At 37.5% G+C, this 17816-nt stretch carries 14 protein-coding genes; 8 read left to right on the forward strand and 6 right to left on the reverse strand.

Annotated features, from left to right (window positions below; all coding sequences use genetic code 11):
- Positions 1-305: 305 nt before the first annotated feature.
- The 5 genes from FFR48_RS15885 to kdpA (FFR48_RS15905) all read right to left on the reverse strand — a co-directional run bounded on the left by FFR48_RS15885 (position 306) and on the right by kdpA (FFR48_RS15905) (position 6388).
- Positions 306-1427: a sensor protein KdpD gene (locus FFR48_RS15885; protein WP_137668031.1), complete on the reverse strand. Its 1122-nt coding sequence runs from the start codon at positions 1425-1427 to the stop codon at positions 306-308.
- Positions 1428-1606: 179 nt separating this feature from the next.
- Positions 1607-2215 (reverse strand): K(+)-transporting ATPase subunit C, encoded by a 609-nt coding sequence (gene kdpC, locus FFR48_RS15890; RefSeq protein ID WP_137668032.1) that lies wholly within the window; start codon positions 2213-2215, stop codon positions 1607-1609.
- Positions 2216-2301: 86 nt separating this feature from the next.
- The gene (locus FFR48_RS15895; protein ID WP_096569011.1) at positions 2302-2520 is read right to left on the reverse strand and encodes a potassium-transporting ATPase subunit F; all 219 of its coding nucleotides are present in this window, start codon (positions 2518-2520) and stop codon (positions 2302-2304) included.
- 28 nt (positions 2521-2548) lie between these two features.
- Positions 2549-4615 (reverse strand): potassium-transporting ATPase subunit KdpB, encoded by a 2067-nt coding sequence (gene kdpB, locus FFR48_RS15900; RefSeq protein WP_137668033.1) that lies wholly within the window; start codon positions 4613-4615, stop codon positions 2549-2551.
- A gap of 93 nt (positions 4616-4708) precedes the next feature.
- The gene (kdpA, locus tag FFR48_RS15905; protein ID WP_137668034.1) at positions 4709-6388 is read right to left on the reverse strand and encodes a potassium-transporting ATPase subunit KdpA; all 1680 of its coding nucleotides are present in this window, start codon (positions 6386-6388) and stop codon (positions 4709-4711) included.
- A gap of 435 nt (positions 6389-6823) precedes the next feature.
- On the opposite strand from kdpA (FFR48_RS15905), the gene FFR48_RS15910 reads away from it, so the two are divergent.
- The 8 genes from FFR48_RS15910 to FFR48_RS15945 all read left to right on the forward strand — a co-directional run bounded on the left by FFR48_RS15910 (position 6824) and on the right by FFR48_RS15945 (position 17166).
- A complete protein-coding gene (locus tag FFR48_RS15910; protein WP_190347614.1) occupies positions 6824-7948 on the forward strand; it encodes a sensor histidine kinase in 1125 nt (374 codons plus the stop codon).
- 182 nt (positions 7949-8130) lie between these two features.
- Entirely contained in the window at positions 8131-8820 is a 690-nt protein-coding gene (locus FFR48_RS15915; protein ID WP_137668036.1) for a response regulator transcription factor, read from the forward strand.
- Between the two features lie 514 nt (positions 8821-9334).
- Positions 9335-11020, forward strand: a complete 1686-nt coding sequence (gene kdpA, locus FFR48_RS15920; protein ID WP_137668037.1) for a potassium-transporting ATPase subunit KdpA — start codon at positions 9335-9337, stop codon at positions 11018-11020.
- 189 nt (positions 11021-11209) lie between these two features.
- Entirely contained in the window at positions 11210-13318 is a 2109-nt protein-coding gene (kdpB, locus tag FFR48_RS15925; protein WP_137668038.1) for a potassium-transporting ATPase subunit KdpB, read from the forward strand.
- A 133-nt stretch (positions 13319-13451) separates the two neighbouring features.
- Positions 13452-14051 (forward strand): K(+)-transporting ATPase subunit C, encoded by a 600-nt coding sequence (gene kdpC, locus FFR48_RS15930; RefSeq protein ID WP_096568989.1) that lies wholly within the window; start codon positions 13452-13454, stop codon positions 14049-14051.
- A 21-nt stretch (positions 14052-14072) separates the two neighbouring features.
- Complete coding sequence (locus FFR48_RS15935) at positions 14073-15152, forward strand: histidine kinase (protein ID WP_137668039.1); 1080 nt, start codon at positions 14073-14075, stop codon at positions 15150-15152.
- A 137-nt stretch (positions 15153-15289) separates the two neighbouring features.
- Positions 15290-16510, forward strand: a complete 1221-nt coding sequence (locus tag FFR48_RS15940; protein ID WP_137668041.1) for an anhydro-N-acetylmuramic acid kinase — start codon at positions 15290-15292, stop codon at positions 16508-16510.
- Between the two features lie 248 nt (positions 16511-16758).
- Entirely contained in the window at positions 16759-17166 is a 408-nt protein-coding gene (locus FFR48_RS15945; protein ID WP_137668040.1) for a hypothetical protein, read from the forward strand.
- A 238-nt stretch (positions 17167-17404) separates the two neighbouring features.
- Here FFR48_RS15945 and FFR48_RS15950 read toward each other — a convergent pair.
- The coding region (locus FFR48_RS15950) for a hypothetical protein (protein ID WP_236104085.1) at positions 17405-17816 on the reverse strand (412 nt) is incomplete at its 5' end.

Consider the following 17816-nt stretch of genomic DNA (forward strand, 5'->3'; position numbering starts at 1 on the left):
TCGCTGGCAAATACTATTAAAATTTGCTCCTGATGCACTGCCTAATTTACCAGATTGGGAAGAAATCAGAAAACTTTGTCCTGCTTCAGTCAGCTTAACTATTGATGTCGATCCCATTAATATTATGTAGGGGTTACTGAGAAAGTCTTTCCGTTGAGGTAGGGAATAGGGAATAGGGAATAGGGAATAGGGAGGAAAATTTTAGATTGTAGATTTTAGATTTTAGATTGAAGTTGACAAAAACAATCCAAAATCCAAAATCCAAAATCAATAACTCCTGAATCCTGACTCCTGCTATATTGTTATCATTTTTCAGTAGCAATAATATGTAAATCTATTTTTTTATCTCTGATTAAATCCATTAATCGCTGAGTAAAAGAACCTTTAATAAATCTTTTCCATTTAGGTTGTTGACTTTCACCAATAACGATTTGTGTAATGTGATGGGTAGCAGCAACCTGAGCTATTTCTTTAGGAACATTACTACTTTTAACGTGCAGAAACTCACCACCAAACTCTCGACAAAGTTTTTCACAAGTATCAATGTGTAAACTTTCTTGTTTAGTCAAAAAACGTTCAGTATCAGCAACAAATACAGTATAAAGTGGAGCATTCATATAATTAGCAAGTCGCGCCCCTCGACGTAATAATTGCAAAGAATTAGGATAAATAGAAACACAAACTAAAACCCGTTCATGAATATTATAAACTTGTCCAGTAGTAATTGAAGTATTTGCCTCCTCCTCTACCGTATCTGCAACTTCTCTTAATGCTAATTCTCGCAAAGCTATTAAATTTCGACGTTGAAAAAAGTTTTCTAAAGACTGTTCAATTTTATCAGCAGCATAGATTTTTCCTTCAAGCAAACGCTCTTCCAAAGTTTCTGGAGTCACATCAATTACAACCACCTCATCCGCTTCATCCAGTACCCGATCTGGTATACGTTCTCTAACTACAATACCTGTAATTCTAGCAACTAAATCATTTAAACTTTCCAAATGTTGAATATTCACAGTAGAATAAACATCTATGCCAGATGCTAAAATTTCTTCTACATCTTGATAGCGTTTTTCTCGTTCAGAACCCGGTATATTTGTGTGAGCCAATTCATCAATTAATACCAGTTGGGGAGAGCGTTCTAAAATTGCCTCCGTGTCCATTTCTTGCAGTTTAATATTCTCTTTAATAATGGATTTTCTAGCAATAACTTCTAATACTTCAGCTTTGAGAGCAGTTTCTTTGCGTCCATGAGTTTCTAAAATGCCAATAACAACATCAATCCCCTCTTGTTTCAGTTGATGTGCTTCCTCTAGCATTTTATAAGTTTTACCCACACCGGGAGCCATGCCAATAAAAATTTTATGTTTCCCTCGACGAGCAGGACGGATATAATGACTATCAGGGGATCGAGTAGAAGAATAAAACATGAGTTAATTTCTTAATAATTAGAGACTTTCAAATAAAAAAATATTCTATTCAATTCAATTAATTTATGTGGGGTAGGCATACTTCGACACGCTCAGTACAAGTCTTGCCTGCCCTTAAATTCCGACGGGCTATAAGCCCATCCCACAAGATTGAGGATAATTTATTTTCTGGAAATACCTTACCTGATTTTATCTAATGCTAGATTTAACTTAAAAACATTCACTCCTGGTTCACCAAATATATCTAAAAAACGCCCATCTGTGTTTTGAGAAATTAAAGTTTCTAATTGCTGGGGTTCAATTCCTCTAGCTTTAGCTATTCTGGGAATTTGCACCTTTGCACTTTCAGGAGTAATGTGAGGATCAAGACTAGAACCAGAAGTGTAAACTAAATCAGCCGTCGGTTGAATTTCTGCTTTTCTTAGTTTATTAATTTCACCTTCATTACCATTAATTCTTGCTAACAATGCGGGATTACTAGGAGCTAAATTACTAGCACCAGATACACCAGTTTTCAAAATACCAGCCTCATCATTTTTGGGGTCAGCAGTGCTATAGTTAGTAGTGCTAGGACGACTCCAGAAATACTTTTCACTGGTAAAAGGTTGACCAATCAAAGCAGAACCAATCACCACACCTTGGGAATTTGTAATTAAACTGCCATTTGCTTGAAAAGAAAAAGCAACCTGTCCTGAAATTAACATAAATAAGGGATAGATAAAGGTTGTTAGCACCCATAAAACTAAAGTTGCACGAATCGCTTTACTAACTTGAAATCTCTGACGCATATTAAAACCTCTCCATTTCAAAAATATTAAAGTTTTTGTTGGGTTGCGCTATCGCTTAACCCAACTTACGAATTACAAATTAGTAATTAAAACCTCTCAGGTTGAAAAATCACAACAAATAAATAAACACAAAAACTGAGGGTGACAAGTCCTAATAAAGTAATTGTGTAAGCAAAAAAACGTGATTCTGCTCCCGGTGTTGTTGCTCGTACTGCTGGTGCTAATAAGACATTAACGCAAAGTAATAAAAATAAAATCAGAGGAAAACGATTACGTTTAGAAAATGCCAGTGATAAATATTCCATAATTCTCAAATCCCAAATCTAAAATTGATTAAGCTAAACCCACAGACACAATTAAAACATCAATAATTTTGATAGCGATAAAAGGAGCAACCACACCACCCAAACCATAAATAAAGATATTTCTTTGCAAAAGTTGATCAGCAGTTAAAGGACGAAATTTCACACCAGTTAATGCTAAAGGAATCAAAGCCGGAATAATTAAAGCATTATAAATTAAAGCTGATAACACAGCAGATTGGGTACTTGCTAAACCCATAATATTTAATCCATTCACACCAATACCAGGAAAAATCGCCGGAATAATTGCAAAGTATTTAGCGACATCATTAGCAATAGAAAAAGTTGTTAATGCTCCGCGAGTAATGAGTAATTGTTTGCCAATAGTAACGATATCAATTAATTTTGTAGGATCAGAATCTAAATCTACCATATTAGCAGCTTCCTTTGCCGCTTGTGTACCAGAATTCATCGCCACACCCACATTTGCTTGAGCTAAAGCTGGTGCATCATTCGTACCATCTCCAGTCATAGCAACTAATTTTCCTTGAGCTTGTTCACTGCGAATGACTTCAATTTTATCCTCTGGAGTTGCTTCCGCAATAAAATCATCCACCCCTGCTTCTTGGGCAATAACTGAAGCTGTAAGGTGGTTATCTCCTGTTAACATTACAGTTTTAATACCCATTTTTCGCATTTGTGCAAATCGTTCTTTAATCCCTGGTTTGATAATATCTTTGAGGTAAATTACACCGTAAATTTCATCATTTTGACAAACTGCTAAGGGTGTACCACCTAATTTAGAAACTCGCTCATAGGCTACATCAAGTTCTGGTGTTAATTGCCCATTTCGAGAACGCACAAATCCTTTAATTGCATCTACCGCACCTTTGCGAATTTCCACACCATTGGGTAAATTAATTCCACTCATGCGCGTCTTGGCAGAAAATTCTATACCCTCCGCAGTTTGGGGGTTAAAATCTAATTTTGCTCCTAATGATTCTGCTAATTTAACAATAGATTTTCCTTCGGGAGTTTCATCAAAAATACTGGATGCTAAACAAATTTTCGCAATTTCATCTAAAGGATGATTTTGGATGGGAATAAATTCTTCAGCCATGCGGTTGCCTAAAGTAATAGTTCCCGTTTTATCTAAAACCAAAGTATTAATATCTCCACAGGCTTCTACAGCCCTTCCAGAAGTAGCTATGACGTTAAATTGAGCGACTCTATCCATACCCGCAATACCAATGGCACTCAGTAAACCGCCAATTGTAGTAGGAATTAATGCCACTAATAAAGCAATTAATACCGCAATACTCACAGGTGATTTAACATAAACTGACACGGTAGGTAAAGTGGCAATTACCACTAAAAAAACTTGAGTTAAAACTGCTAAAAGCACAGTTAAAGCAATTTCATTAGGGGTTTTAGTTCTCGCTGCACCCTCAACTAAAGAAATCATTCGATCAATAAAACTTTGTCCCGGATCTGATGTAACTTTAATGATTAATTCATCAGAAGTAATGCGTGTTCCTCCAGTGACAGAACTAGCAATATCTGTTCCTGGTTGTTTTAATACTGGTGCAGATTCTCCAGTAATAGCAGATTCATCAACAGAAGCTACTCCAGAAATTACTTCTCCATCTGCGGGGATCACATCACCGGAAATAACTTTAATTTGATCACCACGACGTAAAAGACTAGAATTAATTTCTTGAATAGAACCATCAGGAAGAAGTTTTCTAGCTGTAACATCTGATTTTGTTGCCCTTAAAGAATCAGCTTGAGCTTTTCCTCTACCTTCAGCAACAGCTTCTGCAAAGTTAGCAAAAACAAGAGTGAAGAATAAAATTATGGTAATTAAACCATTAAAAAATCGCGGATTATTCCCAGAAGTAACACCAAAAAGATGAGGATCAATAGTTACCAAAGCTGTAATAATTGTCCCTACCCACACCAAAAACATCACGGGATTTTTGATTAGATGGCGGGGGTTTAGTTTAACAAATGCTTGTTTAAATGCGCTAGAATAAAGCCCAGAAATTTTAATTTTGGGTGTATGTTTACGTTCTTGTCGGGTTTTTGTAATTTTCATATCTTTTTTATTGGTGAGGTTAAGATCCCCGACTTCTTGATTAAATCTTTTCTATAAATTCTGATTTTTTCTCAGAAGTCGGGGATCTGAAGTTTATTTACTAATCAAAAACCATTCAGCAATCGGACCTAAAACTAATACAGGAAAAAAAGTTAACGCCCCCAGAATTAAAATTACTCCCCCTGTAACTCCAGTAAATAAACGAGTGTCAGTTCTCAAAGTACCGGCAGTTATGGGTACTGGTTGTTTTCTAGAAATACCATCTGCTAATAACAATAATGCGATAATGGGAATATAACGACCGACTAAAATACTGACGCTAGTGCTAAGATTCCACCACAGGGTATTATCCGCCAAACCTTCAAACCCAGAACCATTATTTGCAGCAGCAGAAGCATATTCATAAACTACTTGAGAAACACCATGAAATCCTGGGTTACTAATACCTGAAATAGCATCAGGAAAGGCAAAAACTATCGCCCAAGGAATTAAAACAGCAAAAGGATGAACTAATAACACTACGCTGGATAAAACTATTTCTTGTTTTTCAATTTTTCGCCCTAAAAATTCCGGTGTTCTCCCTACCATTAATCCTGTGAGAAATACTGCCAAAATTAAGTAGATAAATAAATAAGCTGTACCTGTTCCCTGTCCTCCCCAAATAATTTGTAAAAACATATTTACAAGGGTAGAAAATCCCCCAGTAGGCATTAATGAGTCGTGCATTCCGTTAACTGCGCCACACATTGTTGCTGTTGTCATCACTGCCCAAAGTGCTGTTTGCGCGAAACCAAATCTTACTTCTTTTCCTTCTAAATTAGGTTGTTGTAATCCTAATACAGAATTAACAAGAGGATTACCTTGATATTCACCAATAGCTGTGATCATGACTAAGAAAACAAAGATGATAAATACCATCCAATATACTAACCATCCTTGTTTTATATTATTAGCAAATACCCCATAGGTGTAAATCAAGGCTGAAGGAATAGAAATCATTGCCCAAGTTTCTAATAAGTTAGAAAAACCATTGGGATTTTCAAAGGGATGGGCTGAGTTAACACCAAAAAAACCACCCCCATTTTCACCAATTTGTTTTATAATTTCCAGGTGGGCAACTGGTCCGCGAGCTATAGCTTGTGTTAATCCTTCTAATGTTGTTGCTGTTGCTACTCCTGCTATGGTTTCTGGTACACCAGCTATGATTAATAATAATCCCCCTACAATAGATAGAGGTAATAAAATTCGGGTAATTGATTTGGTTAAATCAATATAAAAATTACCTAATTTTCTGCCTGTTAAACCGCGAATAAAGGCAATTCCTACCGATAAACCTGTAGCTGCTGATGTGAACATTAAAAAACCTATAGCGAAGGTTTGACTGGCATAACTAAAGGTTGTTTCTCCAGAGTAATGTTGTTGATCTGTGTTAGTTAAAAATGAGATGGTAGTGTGTAATGCTAAATCCCAACTTGGTGCTTTTAATCCTGTAGGATTAAGCGGTAAAAATCCTTGAGTAATAAATATACAAAATACCAAAATTGCCATGACAATATTGCTATAAAGTACGGCTTTTGCATATTGCCAACCTGTCATTTTATCTTCAATAGTAACTCCAATCAATTTGTAAATTATTCTTTCTATGGGATTTAAAACTTTGTCTAATACTGTTCTTTGTCCTAGAAAAACATGAGCAATATATTTTCCTAGTAAGGGAGTGGTGGCAATGACAATTATTAATGTCAATGCTATTTGTAATAAACCTTGTATCATGAATCATTAAAACTCCTTAAAGACTAAATAAAATAGCTGTGATCTGGGGAGCATCCCAATTAAAAAAATGAACACAGCGATACTAAAAACTCTCTTAAACCTTCTTACCTTTGTGTCCTTTGCGTTCTTTGCGGTTCAATCGTATCAAGTAGTAATTTCAAGATTCCAAAACAATAAACTTACACATTTGGGATACTGCCGTGATCTGGGCTTGATGAATTTATATGATTATTGATTTTGAGGTAGAAAACAAGGGATACAAGGATATAAAAAATGTTTATTTTTTCTATTTATGTGTTTATTGCCAGGTATATATCATTGTTTAGGGCGTTTAGTTAAAATCTAAACGCTACAGCAGAATTCAGGAGTCAGGAGTAAAAGGGGTCGTTTTTATATAAAATGTAAATTAATATCATGATGTCATTTCGGTGCAAAATGAAAAATTTACAGCTTAAATTATTAACTAATAAATTGTATACGGGGAAAATTTTGATAATTATTACTATATTTATCTGTTTAGTGTTGTTAGAATATTCTACCCCCAATGATTATGTTTTTGGCTATCTTTATAGTGGATCAATTGTCTTAGTTAATTATTGGTTTAGAGGAATAGCAACAATAGGTGCTACATTTTTGGCTGTTTTTTTAACTATCTTCAATATTTGGATACCTGGAAATGAATCAATTCAGTTTTTTACTATTGCTAATCGGGTAATTGCAGCTATAGCATTGATAGTTACAGGATTTTTAAGTCAAAGATTGAGAATCACACAACAAGCTGTTTCACTCACTCAAACCCAATTAGAAAATCAAGCACAATTAATGAGACTACGAGAAGATTTCGCCTCTACACTTACCCATGACTTAAAAACTCCACTTTTAGGGGCAATTGAAACTATAAAAGCTTTTCAACAAGAAAAATTTGGTGCGGTTTCACCAAGTCAAGAAAAAGTTTTAGCAACAATGGCACGTAGTCATCAAACATCTTTGGTTTTATTGGAAACTTTGTTAGATGTTTATCGTAATGATATTGACGGATTAAAGCTAAATTTAGCACCTGTGGATTTAGCTGTTTTGGCGGAAACAGCAGTTTCTACTTTGATGGAATTAGCAGCAAATCGTCGTATTCATATATCATTAAACTATGGTGATTCTGATTGGAAGCGATCGCTCTGGGTGCTTGGTGATGCACTACAATTACAACGAGTTATTGATAACCTGTTAATTAATGCTATTAATCATTCCCGAAGAGGCGATCGCGTTGAAGTGGTCTTAGAATCCCTACTTTCCTATCAAGTTGTAAAAATTATGGATACGGGCGCTGGTATCCCTCCAGAACATTTTTCCCACTTGTTTGAGCGATTTTATCAAGTACATGATGATTATGGCAGTCTTTCCCAACGTCAAGCTAAAGGTTCAGGATTAGGACTTTATTTATCTAGACAAATTATTGAAGCCCATCACGGTATAATATGGGCAGAAAACAGAGTTCCCAATGGAGCTATTTTTGGCTTCAAGCTCCCTGTTTTACCATTTCAGGGGAGCATCCCAAATGTGTAAGTTTATTTTTCACTGGGGAAATAAAGTGATCCAAAACTTGATATGAACCGCAAAGAACGCAAAGGACACAAAGGTAAGAGGTTGTGAGAGATTTTTTAGTGTTGCTGCGTTTATTTCCCAAAATGGGGATACTCTCTATTTCAGTCTGCTGAAGTTTTAAATATATCTAATATCTAGGTAAAATGTCTTCTACCACTATTAAAATTCTGCTTGTTGAAGATGATGAACTTTTTCGTTTAGGTTTGCGTGTACGATTGCAACAGGAAATTGGTTTGGAGATTATCGCTGAAGCTGAAGATGGAGAAACAGCTATTGATTTAGTTAATAAATATTCCCTGGATGTGGTATTATTAGATATTGGTTTACCAGGAATTGGCGGTCTTGATGCTTGTTATCAAATTAAACAAAAATACCCTAATTTACCAGTTTTAGTTCTTACTTCCCATTCTCAAAAATCTCTAATTACACAGTTAATTACTGCGGGCGCTCAAGGTTATTGTCTCAAAGGTGTAGCTGCGGAAACATTGATTTTAGCTCTCCGTTCTGTCGCGGCTGGTGCATCTTGGTGGGATGAAATAGCAACTCAAGCAATTCGTTCTTCCTTGACTTTAAATTCTGCTCATTTATCTTCAGAAAATAACTCAAAAACTCTCAATCCTCTCACCCATCGAGAAATAGAAATTCTCCAACTTTTAGTGGCAGGAAAAACTAACCATCAAATAGCAGAAATTCTTTATATTACCACCGGTACTGTGAGGGTTCATGTTCATGCTATTTTACATAAATTGGGAGTTGGCGATCGCCAGACTGCTGTTACCGTAGCTTTACAAAAACAGTTAATTAGTCATCCAGTAAAAATTCAGAATTTATAACAATAATCAAATCTAAAATCAAAAATCAACATTGGCATAACCAATAACCCTTGTATTCCTGTTTACAATCTCTATGTGCCAACATATATAATTTCCCTATATCTTCTTGCACAACTAATAATTTTTACCAAAACTCGGAAATAGAGAATATAATTATCTGCTAACCTTTGTTATGGTTGGCATCCGATATATTAAAAGTGTAGTCTTATACTAAGAACCAATAAAGATGTAATAAAATTATCAGGAGTTTTTATATTTTTGAAAGTATAAGCTTACTGCATTTTTTGTATAAAAAAATATCAGTAATATAACCAGCAAAATAGATGAGTAATAGTAAAAATGAAATATTCTTAATACTAAATCCCACAAACATCCAGAAAATAGTAAAACAAGATTGATAAATTGAGGTGATATTGAGACATTATCCAAACCTAGCAATCTAATGTAAGAGTAACTTCGGTGATTTTTTCAATATTGACTGGCTATAACTTCAGTGTAATCGAGTAATAAATAAATGGGACAAGGTTTTTTACAAATTGCGTTAACCCTATGTATTGTCATAGCTATCACACCCCGATTGGGACAATACATAGCCCGTGTTTTTTTGGGAGAAAGCACAATACTTGATCCCATCATGAACCCGATAGAAAAAATTTTCTACCTAGTGGGGGGTGTAAGTAAAAAAGAGGAGATGACAGCTTGGCAGTATATCCGGGCAGTCATCAGTAGTAACTTAATCATGGCAATTTCTGTGTATTTACTAATCTCTTTTCAGGGAATACTGCCTTGGAATCCCAACGGTTTAGTAATGCCTACATGGGATACAGTGCTACATACTACCATATCCTTTTTGACTAACACTGACCAGCAACATTACATAGGGGAAACAACATTAAGCTATTTTAGCCAAACAGCAGCTTTAGGCTTTTTAATGTTCACCTCAGCAGCAACTGGTTTAGCAGTAGGAATAGCATTTATTCGGGGGTTAACAGGTCGAAAGTTAGGGAATTTTTACGTTGATATTACCCTTGCCATTACTAGGATATTGTTGCCCCTTTCAATTATTGGGGCGATCGCTCTCCTGGCTTTAGGTGTACCACAAACATTAGAAGGTACTTTAGTTGTCCAAACCCTAGACGGAGGAACACAGTACATAGCCAGAGGTCCTGTTGCTTCCTTTGAAATTATCAAACTGTTAGGCAACAACGGCGGCGGCTTTTTTGCAGCTAACTCAGCCCATCCCTTTGAAAATCCCAATGGTGCTTCTAATTTACTAGAAATCATTGCCATGATGGCAATTCCCTCATCCTTAATTTATACCTACGGTGTATTTGCCAATAACCAGAAACAAACTTGGTTACTGTTTTGGATGGTGTTTGTAATCTTCATAGTTATGATCTGGGTTACAGCAGTGGGTGAACTGCAAGGAAATCCCATTATTAACCAAGCTTTAAATACAGAACTACCGAATTTAGAAGGAAAAGAAGTAAGATTTGGCTGGGCAGAAACAGCATTTTGGGCGGTGACAACCACCGCTACCATGACCGGTGCAATTAACGGAATGCACGATTCCTTAATGCCCCAAGGTATATTTTCTAGCTTATTCAATTTATTTGTACAGATAATCTGGGGAGGACAAGGAACAGGAACAGCCTACCTATTTATTTATCTGATCCTGACCGTCTTTATAACTGGGTTAATGGTAGGACGCACCCCCGAATTTTTAGGACGCAAAATAGAACAACGGGAAATATTTCTGGCCAGCGTCGTCCTACTGATTCATCCGATCATAGTATTAGTGCCTAGTGCGATCGCCCTAGCTTATCCCATATCCCTATCAGGAATCAGTAACCCCGGTTTTCACGGTATTTCCCAAGTAGTTTATGAATACGCATCAGCGGCAGCTAACAATGGTTCTGGACTAGAGGGGTTGAAAGACAACTCTTTATGGTGGAACTTGAGTAGCAGTTTCAGCATATTAGCAGGGCGTTACATTCCCATTATTGCCCTGATCCTATTAGCTGATAGTATGTCCCGTAAACCAAAAGTTCCCCAAACTCGTGGTACTCTCAAAACCGACTCTTTCCTATTTACCAGCGTTACAGCTTTTGTAGCCATAATTTTAGCCGTCCTCACTTTCTTCCCAGTTTTAGCCCTTGGTCCAGTCGCCGAAGGTTTAAAATTAGCATCTGGAAGTTAGGGTACTGGGGACTGGTGACTGGTGACTGGGGACTGGGAGAAAAATTTTAGATTTTAGATTTTAGATTTTAGATTGGGGATAACAAAAACAATCCAAAATCCAAAATCCAAAATCCAAAATTGAATTACCAATCACCAATTACCAATCACCAATTACCAATCACCAATCACCAATCACCAATCACCCTTTATGAACTCTGCTGCAACTACCCCAAGACCGAAATCTTCTCGTTTGCGTCCCCGCGATCGACGTATCAAACGTAAAAAAACACGGCGGATTAGTACCAAAGGACTCTACATCAGGGCAATCAGAGATACCTTTGTGAAGCTATCTCCCCAATATGCCATTAAAAATCCCATCATGTTTTTGGTGTGGTTGGGAACAGTCATTACCCTAGCTGCCACAATTTATCCCCCCATATTTGGACCCGTCACCCAGAAAAACCCCCAGCTTTTCAACGGTTTAGTTACAGTTATCTTATTTTTCACTGTGCTTTTTGCCAATTTCGCCGAAGCATTGGCACAAGGAAGAGGTAAAGCCCAAGCCGATGCTTTACGATCTACCCGTTCAGAAACCATAGCCAAAAAAATTGTCGTCGATGGCACAATCACAGAAATCCCTTCCACGGAACTGAAAAAAGGCGATACCGTTCATGTAGTTGCTGGTGATATCATCCCCGCCGATGGGGAAGTGATTATGGGTGTCGCTTCTGTTGATGAATCAGCCATTACCGGTGAATCAGCCCCAGTCCTCAAAGAATCAGGTTCAGATGTTGCCAGTTCTGTAACCGGTGGGACGCGCATTATCTCCGATGAATTAATCATCCGTATTACTGCTGACCCCGGTAAAGGATTTATTGACCGGATGATCAACTTAGTAGAAGGGGCAGAACGCACTAAAACAGCTAATGAAATTGCTTTAACAATTTTACTGTCAGTGCTGACCTTGGCATTTTTGTTTGTAGTCGCCACCTTGCCCGCCTTTGCCTACTATGTCAACAGTCCTGTGAGCGTTACCGTATTAATTGCCCTTTTGGTTGCACTTATACCTACCACCATTGGCAGTTTACTTAGTGCTATTGGTATTGCGGGTATGGATAGAGTCGCCCAATTTAACATCATTGCTACTTCAGGACAGGCAGTGGAAGTCTGTGGAGATATAAATACTTTAGTCTTAGATAAAACAGGTACAATCACTTTGGGAAACCGTTTAGCAGAAGCTTTTATACCCATCAACGGTCACTCAATATCGGAAATTGCTAATGTGGCTTTAGCTGCCAGTATCTTTGACGATACTCCAGAAGGTAAATCTATTATCCGCTTGGCAGAAAAATTTGGCGCAAAATTTGATATAGACCGCAAACAAGCCCAAGGAGTAGAATTTTCTGCCAAAACCCGCATCAGTGGCACTAACTTTCCTGGTGGACATGAGGCACGAAAAGGTGCGGTGGGGGCAATTAAAGGCTTTGTTCGTTCTCGCAATGGACGGGAAACTCCAGAATTAGATAATGCTTATGAGGAAGTTTCTCATCAAGGAGGTACGCCTTTAGCTGTTTGTCTCGATAATGAAATCTATGGGGTGATTTATCTCAAAGATATTGTTAAACCTGGTATCCGCGAACGTTTTGAGCAACTGCGGCGCATGGGAGTCCGTACCGTGATGTTAACTGGAGATAACCGCATCACCGCTTCTGTTATTGCTAAAGAAGCAGGAGTAGATGAATTTATCGCCGAAGCTACACCAGAAGATAAAATCAGCGTCATCGAGCGGGAACAAGCAGAAGGTAAACTGGTGGCCATGACCGGAGATGGAACTAATGATGCTCCTGCTTTAGCTCAAGCTAATGTTGGTGTAGCCATGAATACGGGTACTCAAGCTGCTAAGGAAGCTGCTAATATGGTGGACTTAGACTCTGATCCTACCAAACTCATTGATATCGTTAGTATTGGTAAACAATTATTGATTACTCGTGGGGCATTGACGACATTTTCTATCGCCAATGACATTGCTAAATATTTTGCCATTATACCAGTAATTTTTGCATCTGCTAATTTACAAGGCTTGAATATTATGAAGTTAACCAGTGTGAATTCGGCTGTATTATCGGCACTGATTTATAATGCTTTGATTATTCCGATTTTGATTCCTTTAGCATTGAAGGGTGTCAAATTTCGGCCTTTAACAGCCAATCAACTTCTGCAACGCAATATTTTTATTTATGGCTTAGGTGGTGTAATTGCTCCATTTATTGCTATTAAATTCATAGATATGCTAATTACAGTTGCAGGTTTAGCTTAATCGGGGACTGGTGACTGGTGATTGGTGACTGGCGACTGGGTAATCAATTTTATTTTTTCCAACTACCAATTACCAACTACCAAGTACCAAGTTCAAAATCCCAAATCTAAAATCTAAAATCTAAGATCCAATTATGGTGTTTATTCGAGAAACTATCCGCGCTATGCGGATGATTTTATTACTTTGGTTGTTAACAGCAATTATTTATCCTGTAGCAATATTAGGCGTTGGTCAGTTCGCCTTCCCTTCTTCAGCTAATGGCAGCATTGTTTTAAATATAGATGCTCAACCCATTGGTTCATCTTTGATTGGTCAAATTTTCACATCAGATAAATATTTTCAGAGTCGTCCCAGTGCTGTGAGATATAGCCAAGGTAGAATAGCTAGACCAACTGGTATATCAGGGGGTAGTAATCTTGCTCCTAGTAATTCAGAACTAACTAAGAGAATTATTGAAGAAGCAACTCAGTTTCAAGATGAAAATATACAACCTGCGGCTGATTTAATTTACTCTTCTGGTTCTGGTTTAGATCCTCATATTTCTTTGAAGGCAACACGTCAGCAGTTAGCCAGAGTTGCACAAGCACGGGGTATTAAAGAAGATGAAATTATCCCTTTAATTAATAAGTATACTGATAGCAGATTTTTAGGTATTTTTGGTGAACCAGGAGTTAATGTTTTGCGTTTAAATTATGCTCTAGATTTGCAAGAAATTAACCGTCAGCAAAATTAATAATCAATTGACACTGATTCTATGTATTTCCAAGGACGAGGAAAACACAAAATCTTTATTGGCATGGCTCCAGGGGTAGGTAAAACCTATCGAATGTTGGAAGAGGGACACGCACTCAAACAGGAAGGTATTGATGTTGTTATCGGACTGTTAGAAACTCATGGTAGAAAAGAAACGGCAGAAAAAGCTGAAGGTTTAGAAATCATACCGCCAAAATTATGGTCTCTTGGTGATTTAATGTTACCAGAAATAGATACTCAGGCAATTATTAACCGTTGTCCTCAATTAGTATTAGTCGATGAACTTGCCCATACTAATGTTCCTGGTTCACCACAAGAAAAACGTTATGAAGATGTGGAAGTTGTTTTGGCAGCAGGTATTGATGTCTACTCAACTATGAATGTTCAACACCTGGAAAGTCTTAATGATATAGTAGCAAGAATTACGGGTGTAGTTGTGCGTGAGCGAGTCCCCGATAAACTTTTAGAAGTGGCGGATGAGGTAGTTGTTGTAGATGTAACACCAGAAACTTTGGAAGAAAGGTTATTAGAAGGCAAAATATATGCCCATGATCAAATTAAATCAGCTTTAGATAACTTTTTTCAAAGACGTAATTTAATCGCTTTACGAGAATTAGCTTTACGGGAAGTTGCTGATAGTGTAGAAGAAGATGCCATTGCTTGTATACAGAAAAGTCAAAGTTTTAGTGTTCACGAAAGAGTTTTAGTTTGTGTATCTACTTACCCTAATTCTGTACAACTTTTACGTCGGGGCGCAAGATTAGCTGATTATATAAATGCTCCTTTGTATGTTTTATTTGTGGCTAATCCTGATCATTTTCTAACTAAAGAAGAAAGCCTACACGGTGATATTTGTGAAAATTTATGTAAAGAATTTAATGGAATTTTTATTCGGGTAAGTAATAGTAATATTGCTAAGGCAATTGTAGAAGTCGCAGAAAAATATGGTATTACTCAGATAGTTATTGGTGCGAGTAGGCGTTCTCGTTGGGAAATTCTGCTGAAAGGTTCTTTAATTCAAAAATTGGTGGGTTTGCTAAAAAATATTGATTTACATATTATTGCCACTGGGAAAAATTAGAAATTTAAAAGTCAGGTGTCAGGAGTCAGAATATTTGTTAAATCAGGAATTAACAGATTCACGATTGTATAAATGGTTTTCATCAAGGTAACATTTAAGTTAAACTACCTTTGAAAATCACACCAGAATCTCTGTCAATGCACCCGACTCGTGTTATAGGTTTAATGAGTGGCACATCTGTGGATGGGATAGATGCTGCCTTGGTAGAAATTGTTGGTACAGATTTGGATCTGAAAGTTGAATTATTAGCCGGGAAAACCTATCCTTACCCTGCTGCACTACGAGAAAAAATATTGGCGATCTGTGGTGGTGCGCCTATCTCAATGGCAGAACTGGCGGCCATAGATGATGCGATCGCTCTTGTTTTTGCCCAAGCAGCCCAAAATATTCAAGTCGGTTATCCCCCTGCCACCCTTATCGGTTCTCACGGTCAAACTGTTTACCATCGACCTCCAGGATTTTCTATTTCAGAAAATTCTGTTTCAGGAAATATTTTACCCAGTCATCAGTCACCATTCCCCTATCCCCAATCATTAGGTTACAGTTTGCAGCTTGGCCGGGGTGCTTTAATTTCTCGCCTGACAGGCATCACTACTATTAGTAATTTCCGTGTGGCTGATATTGCTGTTGGTGGTCATGGTGCGCCTCTTGTTCCTAGAGTCGATGCCTATTTACTGAGTCATCCCCAGGAAGCACGTTGTATTCAAAATGTTGGTGGTATTGGCAATGTAACTTATCTACCTCCCCGGCGTGATGACTGGTTAAATCAAATTCTGGCTTGGGATACTGGTCCTGGAAATAGTCTCTTGGATTTGGCAGTGCAATATTTTAGCAATGGTGCTAAAAGTTATGATGAAAATGGTAGTTGGGCTGCTAGTGGTAGTCCCTGTTATCCATTGGTAGAAAAATGGCTAAGTCAAGATTATTTTCGTTTACCACCCCCTAAATCTACTGGTCGGGAGTTATTTGGTGTAACTTATCTACATCAGTGTTTACAAGACTGTCAAGCATATCAACTTAGTCCAGCAGATGTGCTGGCAACAATTACAGAACTCACGGCTGCTTCGATTGTTAATAGTTACCATGCTTTTTTACCGCGAATGCCAAAATGTTTATTATTATGTGGAGGGGGTAGTCAGAATCTTTACTTAAAACACAGGTTAGAGTTATTGTTGAAATCAGTAAAAGTTTTAACTACAGATGAAGCCGGGGTAAGTGCAGAGTTTAAAGAAGCGATCGCTTTCGCTATTTTAGCCTACTGGAGACAGTTAGGTCTTCCTGGTAATTTACCCGTTGCAACTGGAGCAGATCAAGAAGTGGTTTTAGGAGAAGTACATCCGGTGACAGGTGATAAGTGAGGAAAATTTTAGATTTTAGATGTTAGATTTTAGATTGGAAATCACAAAAACAATACCTTCGGTTGATGCCTCCGGCACGTTACGCTAACAGCAGTTACTCATGGGGAAACCCCCAAGAACTCACTGCTTGACCAAAATCCAAAATCCAAAATCAATAACTCCTGACTCCTAAGATTATTGTTGTTGAAAAAATTAAAGGAATTTATAAGGTAGCTCACAGTTTTTTGTTGGAACCAGGACGCTGGACCATGCAAGGAAGTTGGTTGGAAAGAAATAGTATGCCGATCAGCTTTAAAGGTATGACTTTGGTAGTTTGGGATCGTGATGATTGGTTTTCTATGGCGACAAAGTTGGTGTTTCCTGGTGGCGATCGTTCAGAAATATCTTGCCAATATAAAGGTAGACTGCATGAAGGCGATCGCCAATATACTTTTTTGCTTCAGCATAATATATTTGGACTGATTGAAGGTGAAGGTTGGATTTGCCCAGATACCATCGTACAGCGTTATTGGGTCTTGGGCGATCGCGAACGTCGCAGCGGTTTTGAAACTTTACACCAGATTTCAGAAGATAGTTATTACCTGACTAGCGGTATCTTAGCAGGTCATTTTCTCACTAGTACCATGGAGGCCAGCCTAGAACGTCAAGTCAAGTAAATACATCAGGAGTAAGGAGTCAGGAGTAAGGAGTCAGGAGTCAGGAGTCGTAAGGGCAAAGCGTTGTATTGGTTGTAATATTAAATGGAAAGCAGGGAATGAGCCGGTTTATTATAAAGTTCCGGTAGCGGTTGGGTAGTTAGGGATTTTTTGGATAACAGTAGTAAAAAACATAGAGACGTTGCATGGAACGTCTCTTTAGTATTTTTGCTTTTACAAAGTTTATATACTTTAATTTTTACTTTTTCTTACCTTTTCTATCTAATGCTTCATATTTTTCATGACAACGACGATTACCATCAATTGCTAAAGCCAAACAATATGTAATGCCTTCAAAAACAAAGGTGGTAGCATCACGTGCAGAAAATCTACCAGTATTTAAGGTTGAGACTTCAGCAGGACTTAATGATTTATCTAGGTCGTTAGGCTTATGTAAATATGGATAACCCGATTCAATTTTTTCCAACCATTCTTTCTTCTTAGCATTTTCTGTCCATAGATATAATTCAAATTGGTCATTGTATCCAGAACATTGCTCAAAAGATTTTGCCTTATTAGCAGGAAAATCTGTTTCGCTATAACGGAGAATTCTCATATCTCCGTGTCTTGTATTAAACCGAATATAATGTTTGAGATATGACCACTTTGTA

The sequence above is a fragment of the Sphaerospermopsis reniformis genome, assembly GCF_005402885.1.
Taxonomy (GTDB): Bacteria; Cyanobacteriota; Cyanobacteriia; order Cyanobacteriales; family Nostocaceae; genus Sphaerospermopsis; species Sphaerospermopsis kisseleviana.

Bases quoted from the DNA above. Each gene is read 5' to 3' on its own strand.
- kdpC (WP_137668032.1), bottom strand. From the start codon at position 2,215: ATGCGTCAGAGATTTCAAGTTAGTAAAGCGATTCGTGCAACTTTAGTT.
- FFR48_RS15910 (WP_190347614.1), top strand. From the start codon at position 6,824: ATGAAAAATTTACAGCTTAAATTATTAACTAATAAATTGTATACGGGG.
- FFR48_RS15915 (WP_137668036.1), top strand. From the start codon at position 8,131: ATGTCTTCTACCACTATTAAAATTCTGCTTGTTGAAGATGATGAACTT.
- FFR48_RS15940 (WP_137668041.1), top strand. From the start codon at position 15,290: ATGCACCCGACTCGTGTTATAGGTTTAATGAGTGGCACATCTGTGGAT.
- FFR48_RS15945 (WP_137668040.1), top strand. From the start codon at position 16,759: ATGCAAGGAAGTTGGTTGGAAAGAAATAGTATGCCGATCAGCTTTAAA.
- FFR48_RS15885 (WP_137668031.1), bottom strand. From the start codon at position 1,427: ATGTTTTATTCTTCTACTCGATCCCCTGATAGTCATTATATCCGTCCT.
- kdpA (WP_137668037.1), top strand. From the start codon at position 9,335: ATGGGACAAGGTTTTTTACAAATTGCGTTAACCCTATGTATTGTCATA.
- FFR48_RS15895 (WP_096569011.1), bottom strand. From the start codon at position 2,520: ATGGAATATTTATCACTGGCATTTTCTAAACGTAATCGTTTTCCTCTG.
- kdpB (WP_137668033.1), bottom strand. From the start codon at position 4,615: ATGAAAATTACAAAAACCCGACAAGAACGTAAACATACACCCAAAATT.
- kdpA (WP_137668034.1), bottom strand. From the start codon at position 6,388: ATGATACAAGGTTTATTACAAATAGCATTGACATTAATAATTGTCATT.
- kdpB (WP_137668038.1), top strand. From the start codon at position 11,210: ATGAACTCTGCTGCAACTACCCCAAGACCGAAATCTTCTCGTTTGCGT.
- kdpC (WP_096568989.1), top strand. From the start codon at position 13,452: ATGGTGTTTATTCGAGAAACTATCCGCGCTATGCGGATGATTTTATTA.
- FFR48_RS15935 (WP_137668039.1), top strand. From the start codon at position 14,073: ATGTATTTCCAAGGACGAGGAAAACACAAAATCTTTATTGGCATGGCT.